Origin of the sequence: Bradyrhizobium sp. UFLA01-814 (assembly GCF_046718885.1) — a bacterium.
Taxonomy (GTDB): domain Bacteria; phylum Pseudomonadota; class Alphaproteobacteria; order Rhizobiales; family Xanthobacteraceae; genus Bradyrhizobium; species Bradyrhizobium elkanii.
In genome coordinates, this window is sequence record NZ_JAQOSR010000276.1 from 1 (window position 1) to 6,784 (window position 6,784).

The window sequence follows — 6,784 nt, forward strand, 5'->3', positions numbered from 1 at the left end:
CAGCCAGCATGGTGAATCAGAAACACACTGATTTGGGAATCCCAAATCGATTCAACCTAAACCCATCCCGCTTTAGCCCCCCGACACCAGAATTTGTGCGCGGATTCGGTGGCAAGCGGCACCGAGATCGCCTACGCTCGTGTCGCGAATGGAGCATCACGACCGACAGCTCGATGGAGAACATCATGAGAGCAGGCTTGATCACGCTTCTGACAGCCGGTGCCTTCCTCGGCTTGACCCCGGCCAACGCCGCAGAGGGATGTGGCGACGGTTGCCACAGGACCTCACGAGGTGCCTGCGTGATCGACGGCTGGGGCACCAGCGCGCGCGTCAGGAACGAGTGCCCCGCCACCTCGCGGGCTCGCCCCCCGTGTGGCGGCGGTGGCTTCATCTGGCGGCGCGACCTTCAGGCCTGTTCGCAGACGACGAAGGATTGGCTCTAGCCGTCGACGGCCAGGCCAGCGTCACGCCGGCACGATCACCTTGCCGATCGGCCACAGCGCGATGCCGGCAAGCTTGAGATGCGCCCAGGCGAAGGGGATGCCGATGATGGTCACCGCCAGCAGGATCGCGGTGATCACATGGCCGATCGCGAGCCACCAGCCGGCCAGGATGAACCAGATCAGATTGCCGATCACTCCGAGCGGTCCGGTGCCGATGTCGGGCGTGCCGGTCACCTCATCGCGGCGCACCGCACGCGAGCCGAACGGCAGCAGCGTGTAGACCGCGATGTTGAAGGCGGCGCGCGCCCAGGGCAGCCCGATAATGGTCACAGCCATGATCACGGCGGCGACCAGCCAGCCGAACGCCATCCACGCGCCGCCGATCAGGATCCAGAGGATGTTCAGGAGGATAGACACAGGCTGCATGGCTGACACCTTCGCGCCGCTTGGGACTAATCTTTATATACGCCGCTGCCCGGCGCCGCGGTAGGTGTGGCCTAACCGCGCGCCTGCCGTGACGAGGCGCTTCACCGGCGGCCGGCGCTGAACGACAGCTCGCACCTCATTGCATCCATCGCGACGGCCACTAATCTCGCGCGACCGGGCAGGGCGCAAAGACGCCTGCACCGAAAAGGGAGAACAACAATGAGAACAATATTCGGAGCAGGGATTCTGGCGGCGCTGGCATTGTCAGTGTCGGCCGTGCGGGCCGAGGATACCGTGCGCTTCGCGCCGCTGAAGGCAGAGGAGCTGTCGCCGGCGCAAAAGGCCTGGGCCGACATGATCAGCGCGCCGCCGCGCAATGCCAAATTCACCGCGCCGCCCTACCGCGCCTATATCCGCAATCCCGATCTGGCGCCAAAGCTGTCGAACCTGTCGGAGTATCTGCGCTGGAATACCTCGCTGCCGGCGCGGCTCAGCGAAATGGCGATCCTGATCACGGCGCGGCACTGGACCGCGCAATATGAATGGTCGGCGCACTATCCGCTGGCGATGAAGGGTGGGCTCGATCCGAAGATCGCGGACGCGATCGCCAAGGGCACGCGGCCCGAGAGCATGAAGGACGACGAGGCCGCGCTGTACGATCTCGGCGTCGCACTCTATCGCGACAGGAAAGTCAGCGACGCGGTCTACAAGGCCGCGCTGGAGAAGTTCGGCGAGCGCGGCATCATGGATATCATCGGCATCATGGGCTATTACGACATGGTCTCGATGACGCTGATCACAATGCAGGCCGGCCCCGCGAATAACGGCGTGCCGCCGTTGGCGGTGCTGGAGAAGTAGCGCGTCTGCAGCGGTCTCGCTCTCCTACCTCTCCCGCTTACTGGGGAGGTCGCATCGCATCGAAGATGCGATGCGGGTGGGGGCTTTCTCTACAGAACGACTCGCGGGTAGACCCCGTCCCCAACCCTCCCCCGCAAGCGCAGGGCTATCGCATATGCCCCTTGGCGACCACGCAAGTGCTTGGCCTCGTGGTTCGAGACGCGCCGCAAGCGGCGCTCCTCACCATGAGGGTCTACTATTGTGCCGCAAAACAAGACCTCATCCTGAGGAGCCCGCCGAAGGCGGGCGTCTCGAAGGATGGCCACGAGGGCACCGCCACGAAATGCGATAGCCCTGCCCGCAAGCGGGAGAGGGAGCGCAGTCACGTCACGCCCCTACCGCCGGAAACCGCTGGCGCGCGAATAGGTCTGGCGCCCTTCTAGGGCCGGGCGCGCGGCCATGCTGGCGCGCGTTTCGCTGGCGACCGGCGTCGCCGGCTTCAAATCCTCGAGGAAGATCGGCTTGGCGAAGTAATAGCCCTGGGCATAGCGGATCTTGGTCGCCGCCTGCAGATAGGTCAGCTCCTCGTAGGACTCGATGCCCTCGGCGATCACGGTCATGCCGAGCGCCTCGCTCAGCGATTCGATCGCGCGCAAAATGCCCTGGCTGCGCGGCCGCTGATGGATGTCGGTGATGAAGGAGCGGTCGATCTTGATCTCGTCGGCGGTGATGTCGGCGAGCGCCGACAGCGACGAATAGCCGATGCCGAAATCGTCGATCGAGATGCCGACGCCGATGCCGCGCAGGATCGGCAGGATCTGGTCCTGGAAATGCGACCGCGTCACGAACGCGTCCTCGGTCACCTCGATCATGAAGCGTTTCGGGAAGCCGGTCTCCTCGATCGCGCGCGCGAACCGGCGCATGAATTCGAGGTTCGAGGCCTGCTTGGCGGCGACATTGATGCTGATCGTCGCCATCGGGCCGAACGTATCGTTGATCAGGTCGATCGACTTGACGATCTCCGCCAGCACCAGGAACGTCAGCTCGTCGATCAGGCCGAGCTCGACCGCGAGGTTGATGAAGGTGCCCGGCGCCTGGATCACGCCCTCGTCGTCGCGCAGCCGCACCAGCGCCTCGATGCCCTTCACCTCCTGGGTGCGGATATCGACCTTGGCCTGGAACGCGCAGCAGAAGCGCTTTTCCAGGATCGCCAGCCGCAGCGACTGCTCGATCTTCATCCGCGCCAGCGCCTCGCGCTCCATGCTGTTGTCGAAGAACGCGGTCGAGCCCTTGCCGTTGTTCTTGACACGGTACATCGCGATGTCGGCGTTCTGGCGCAGCGCCTCGTAGCTCCGGCCGTGCATCGGATAGAGGCTGACGCCGATCGAGGTCGAGGCGAAGATCTCGGATTCCTCGATGAAGAACGGCGCCTTCAGCCGCTCCTGCATGACCTGGATGAATTCGGCGACTTCGTCATTGCCGCTGATCGGGTTGAGCAGCAGCAGGAATTCGTCGCCGGAGATGCGGGACAGGATATCGGTTTCGCGCAGCGCGTGGCCGAGCCGCTTCGACAGTTCGACGAGCAGCGCATCGCCGATCGCGTGGCCGTAATAGTCGTTGATGTGCTTGAAGTTGTCGACGTCGAGGAAGGCGAGCGCGAAATGGCTTTGCGAATCGTCGCGGATCAGGCCGCTGACGCGGTGCTCGATCACCCGGCGGGTCGGCAGGCCGGTCAGCTCGTCGTAACAAGCCGAGCGGAACAGCTGGTCCTCGAACGCCTTCTGCTCGCTGATGTCGGTCGAGGTCGAGATCAGGAGATTGCGACCGGCGATCCGGACCGGCCGGTGCGAGGTCAGGAACACATATTTGGAGGCGCCGCAGGAGAGCACTTCCTCGAGCACCACCGGACGGCCACTGCGCAGCAGGTCGAGGTTGGCGGCGTGGCGCTCGTCGACCGGGGACGGCTGGCTCGCGCTGGCCGCCAGCTGCAGCTGGCTCGCTGCTGCTTCATTCACCAGGATGAGCTCGCCCTGCTCGTCCTGAACGGTCACGCCCGCCGGCAGCAGTTGGAGAAGGTCGCGCAAGATACGTAATTCATTGCTGGAAATATCGTCTTGGCCGGTCACTGCCGCGCCCGTCTGAAAATCGTGTCTGGTGAGACTGTGCATGCGCCGACCTTGGCAAAGTCCGTTGTAGTTTTGGTTAAGCGGACCTGCGAAATGCCGTGACAGAATGAGACCGCGACGGCTTTCGCAAGCCGTCGCGGCAATCGTCATTAACAGAGTATCAATGTCGGCTTCGGCCGCTGGTGAAAGCGATTGCGGCGCGCGCGGTTGCACCAACACGTGCGGCTGTGCCGGAATGACGACTTATCAACAGCTCGGAAGCTTGCACTGCATGGTGCAGTGAACACCGGTCTTCAGATAACTGATCTCGGTCTTGCCGTCGAACGGCCGCAGCGCCGACTTGAGCAGCTTGGTGCCGAAGCCGGCTTCGCCGATTGCCTCGACCACCGGTCCCTCGGTCTCGTCCCAGATCACGTTGAGACGTCCGTCGTCGACGGTCCATGACACTTGTAAAAATCCGCGCGGCGAGGAGAAGGCGCCGTATTTTCCGGCGTTGGTTGCGAGCTCATGGAAGATCAGCGCCAGCGAGACGGCGAGCTTGGCGGGCAGGAACAGCTGCTCGCCATTGAGGTTGAACCGCACGTGGCCGTAGGGCCCGAGTTCCGAGCGCAGCAAATCCTTGATATCGCAGCCATAGCCATCGACGCGCGCGATCAGATCGTCGGTCGCCGAGAGCGCGCGGATGCGATGGTCGATGCGCTGCCAGACATCGGGCCGGTCCTGCAGCGCCTGATGCAGCACCGCATGAATGGTCGAGGACTTGTTCTTCAGCCGGTGCTGCAATTCGTCGACCACGACCTTGCGGTATTGCTCTTCCTCGATCAGCCGTTTGGAAACTTCGCGCTGCTGAGCGACCAGGGAACGGTAGTGCTCCACGCCCCAGATCGCGATGCCGCACACAACCCAGAAGATCATCAACAGCGCAAAGCGCGCCGGATCGGCGTGCGAGCCGCTGAAATTGAGCACTACGCCGAGCAGCCCGCTCGCCAGCGCAGTTGCGATCCCGATCCGGAAACCGCCAAGGGCGGTGGCAAAGAACACCGCGGGGAAATAGGGCGTGAAGAACACGTCCGGCCGGATCTGGGCGAGCCCGAAGCGCGCGGCCGTGGCCAAAACGAGACAAAGCACCGCGAAGGCGACCGCAAGCCGCACCGACGGCTGGACATCGCCCCGCCAACACGCCCTGAAATCATCGATCCATTTCGCCATTGCTCGTTCCAGTTCACGTGAACAGGCGACCCAAAATAAGGCCGCTGCGACCGAAAAACCGCAGTTGTGGCCTTCTGGCCACAGGCGGACCTTGCGTGCGTGGCGGCGTGCAAGTGCTTGTATTGGCAGCAGGAACTGGGGAATATCCGCAACATCATACGTAAGTTGAGGGACCGATATGGGACGGCTGGATGGCAAGGTCGCGGTGATCACAGGGGCGACCAGCGGCATCGGGCTACGCACGGCGGAGATCTTTGTCGCGGAGGGCGCGAAGGTCGTGATCGCCGGGCGCCGCGCGCCGGAGGGCGAGGCACTGGCGCAACAGCTCGGCGAGGCTTGCGTGTTTCGTCAGACCGACGTCACGGTCGAGGAACAGATGCAGGCGCTGATCGCGCTTGCGGTCGAGAAGTTCGGCCGGATCGACTGCCTGTTCAACAATGCCGGCGGCCCGGCGCAGACCGGGGGCATCGAAGGTCTTGACGTCGAGCGGTTCGACGCCGCGATGGCGACGCTGGTGCGCAGCGTCATGCTCGGCATGAAGCATGCCGCGCCCTACATGCGCAAACAGGGCTCCGGCAGCATCATCAACAATGGCAGCATCGCCGGACGGCTCGCCGGCTTCTCGTCGTCGATGGTCTACGGCGCCGCGAAGGCGGCAGTCATCCATCTCACCAAATGCGTGGCGATGGAGCTCGGCGAGTCCGGCATCCGCGTCAACTCGATCTCGCCCGGCGCGATCGCCACCGGCATTTTCGGCAAGGCGCTCGGATTGTCGACGGAAGCGGCGGAGAAGACCGCGGCCGTGATGCGCGAGGTCTACAAGGCGGCACAGCCGATCCCGCGCGCCGGCCTGCCCGACGACATCGCGCATGCCGCGGTGTTCCTGGCGAGCGACGAATCGAGCTTCATCAACGGCCATGACCTCGTGATCGACGGCGCCATCACCGGCGGCCGCAACTGGAGCCAGCAGCAGGCGGGCTACGTCTCGCTGCGCAAGGCGTTCGATCAGGGGGCGTAAGCCACGGCCGTCATTTCGGGGTACGCGCAGCGTGAACCCGGAATCTCGAGATTCCGGGTTCGATACTTCGCATCGCCCCGGAATGACGATCGAGGGTGTTTAGCTTTGGCGCGCTAAGGTGCGAGCATGAACGCGAAGCTCGCACGCCGGCTGCGCTATCTCGGCGCCATCATTGTCGCCGGCGCGGTGACGAGCGTCAGAATCAATCTCGCGCAAGGCCGTCATACGCTCGGGCCGCTGATTGCGGGATTCGCTTATGCCCTCGTCACCTCTGTGGCGATCGGCGTGGTCGGGATCGGCGCGATGGCGTAACGCGTCTGGATTCGCGCGCTGCGACAAATTAACCCGACGGGCAAATTAGCGCTTCCGTCGTCGGGCAAATCAGATGTTCAATTCCGCCCGTCTCACCCGATCGAGGGGCGCTTCGCGATCGTCACGAACGCGGCGTGGGATGCGGTGGACGCGGATTGCGCAACTGACGAGTGCGCATGAGGTGGACGGTGAAGTCGTGCAGGCTTGACGCCCTAGCGGCAGGTGTCCTCTCGCAAGGCGCGCAAACGTTTTGCGAGGGCGGTGACAATAAAGCCCAGTCTCGCCGGGGAGAGCACGTATAAGCCGTAAGCCATCGCGCAGGGAAAGCCGGATTGCTCCGGTTACACCTGTGGTCCTACCCCCGAGCTTTCTACCCATTGCTCGGGGCCCATGGGTGCGATCGGCACCCGGCT

Annotated in this window: 7 protein-coding genes; 4 read left to right on the top strand and 3 right to left on the bottom strand. The window is 63.9% G+C overall.

From position 1 onward, the window contains the following. Positions 1-185: 185 nt before the first annotated feature. Entirely contained in the window at positions 186-443 is a 258-nt protein-coding gene (locus tag PMN64_RS41095) for a GCG_CRPN prefix-to-repeats domain-containing protein (protein WP_304497808.1), read from the top strand. Positions 444-464: 21 nt separating this feature from the next. On the opposite strand, the gene PMN64_RS41100 is transcribed toward PMN64_RS41095, so the two are convergent. Then, positions 465-869: a YccF domain-containing protein gene (locus tag PMN64_RS41100; protein WP_028341447.1), complete on the bottom strand. Its 405-nt coding sequence runs from the start codon at positions 867-869 to the stop codon at positions 465-467. A gap of 219 nt (positions 870-1,088) precedes the next feature. Here PMN64_RS41100 and PMN64_RS41105 point away from each other — a divergent pair, with 219 nt between their 5' ends. Next, positions 1,089-1,727, top strand: coding sequence for a carboxymuconolactone decarboxylase family protein (locus tag PMN64_RS41105; RefSeq protein ID WP_411784889.1), 639 nt, complete (start codon positions 1,089-1,091; stop codon positions 1,725-1,727). A gap of 374 nt (positions 1,728-2,101) precedes the next feature. On the opposite strand, the gene PMN64_RS41110 is transcribed toward PMN64_RS41105, so the two are convergent. Both PMN64_RS41110 and PMN64_RS41115 read right to left on the bottom strand, forming a co-directional pair. Further along, positions 2,102-3,832 carry a putative bifunctional diguanylate cyclase/phosphodiesterase gene (locus PMN64_RS41110; protein ID WP_411784890.1) on the bottom strand — a complete coding sequence of 577 codons (1,731 nt, stop codon included), beginning with the start codon at positions 3,830-3,832 and terminating at the stop codon, positions 2,102-2,104. A 246-nt stretch (positions 3,833-4,078) separates the two neighbouring features. Continuing rightward, the gene (locus PMN64_RS41115; RefSeq protein WP_038387665.1) at positions 4,079-5,041 is read right to left on the bottom strand and encodes a sensor histidine kinase; all 963 of its coding nucleotides are present in this window, start codon (positions 5,039-5,041) and stop codon (positions 4,079-4,081) included. A gap of 178 nt (positions 5,042-5,219) precedes the next feature. On the opposite strand from PMN64_RS41115, the gene PMN64_RS41120 reads away from it, so the two are divergent. Further along, positions 5,220-6,059: an SDR family NAD(P)-dependent oxidoreductase gene (locus tag PMN64_RS41120; protein WP_411784891.1), complete on the top strand. Its 840-nt coding sequence runs from the start codon at positions 5,220-5,222 to the stop codon at positions 6,057-6,059. Between the two features lie 126 nt (positions 6,060-6,185). Further along, on the top strand, positions 6,186-6,371 hold the full coding sequence (locus PMN64_RS41125) for a hypothetical protein (RefSeq protein WP_304497803.1): 186 nt from the start codon (positions 6,186-6,188) through the stop codon (positions 6,369-6,371). Positions 6,372-6,784: the final 413 nt, after the last annotated feature.

Coding starts and splice junctions, on each gene's coding strand:
- PMN64_RS41095 (WP_304497808.1), top strand. CDS start 186: ATGAGAGCAGGCTTGATCACGCTTCTGACAGCCGGTGCCTTCCTCGGC.
- PMN64_RS41100 (WP_028341447.1), bottom strand. CDS start 869: ATGCAGCCTGTGTCTATCCTCCTGAACATCCTCTGGATCCTGATCGGC.
- PMN64_RS41105 (WP_411784889.1), top strand. CDS start 1,089: ATGAGAACAATATTCGGAGCAGGGATTCTGGCGGCGCTGGCATTGTCA.
- PMN64_RS41115 (WP_038387665.1), bottom strand. CDS start 5,041: ATGGCGAAATGGATCGATGATTTCAGGGCGTGTTGGCGGGGCGATGTC.
- PMN64_RS41120 (WP_411784891.1), top strand. CDS start 5,220: ATGGGACGGCTGGATGGCAAGGTCGCGGTGATCACAGGGGCGACCAGC.
- PMN64_RS41125 (WP_304497803.1), top strand. CDS start 6,186: ATGAACGCGAAGCTCGCACGCCGGCTGCGCTATCTCGGCGCCATCATT.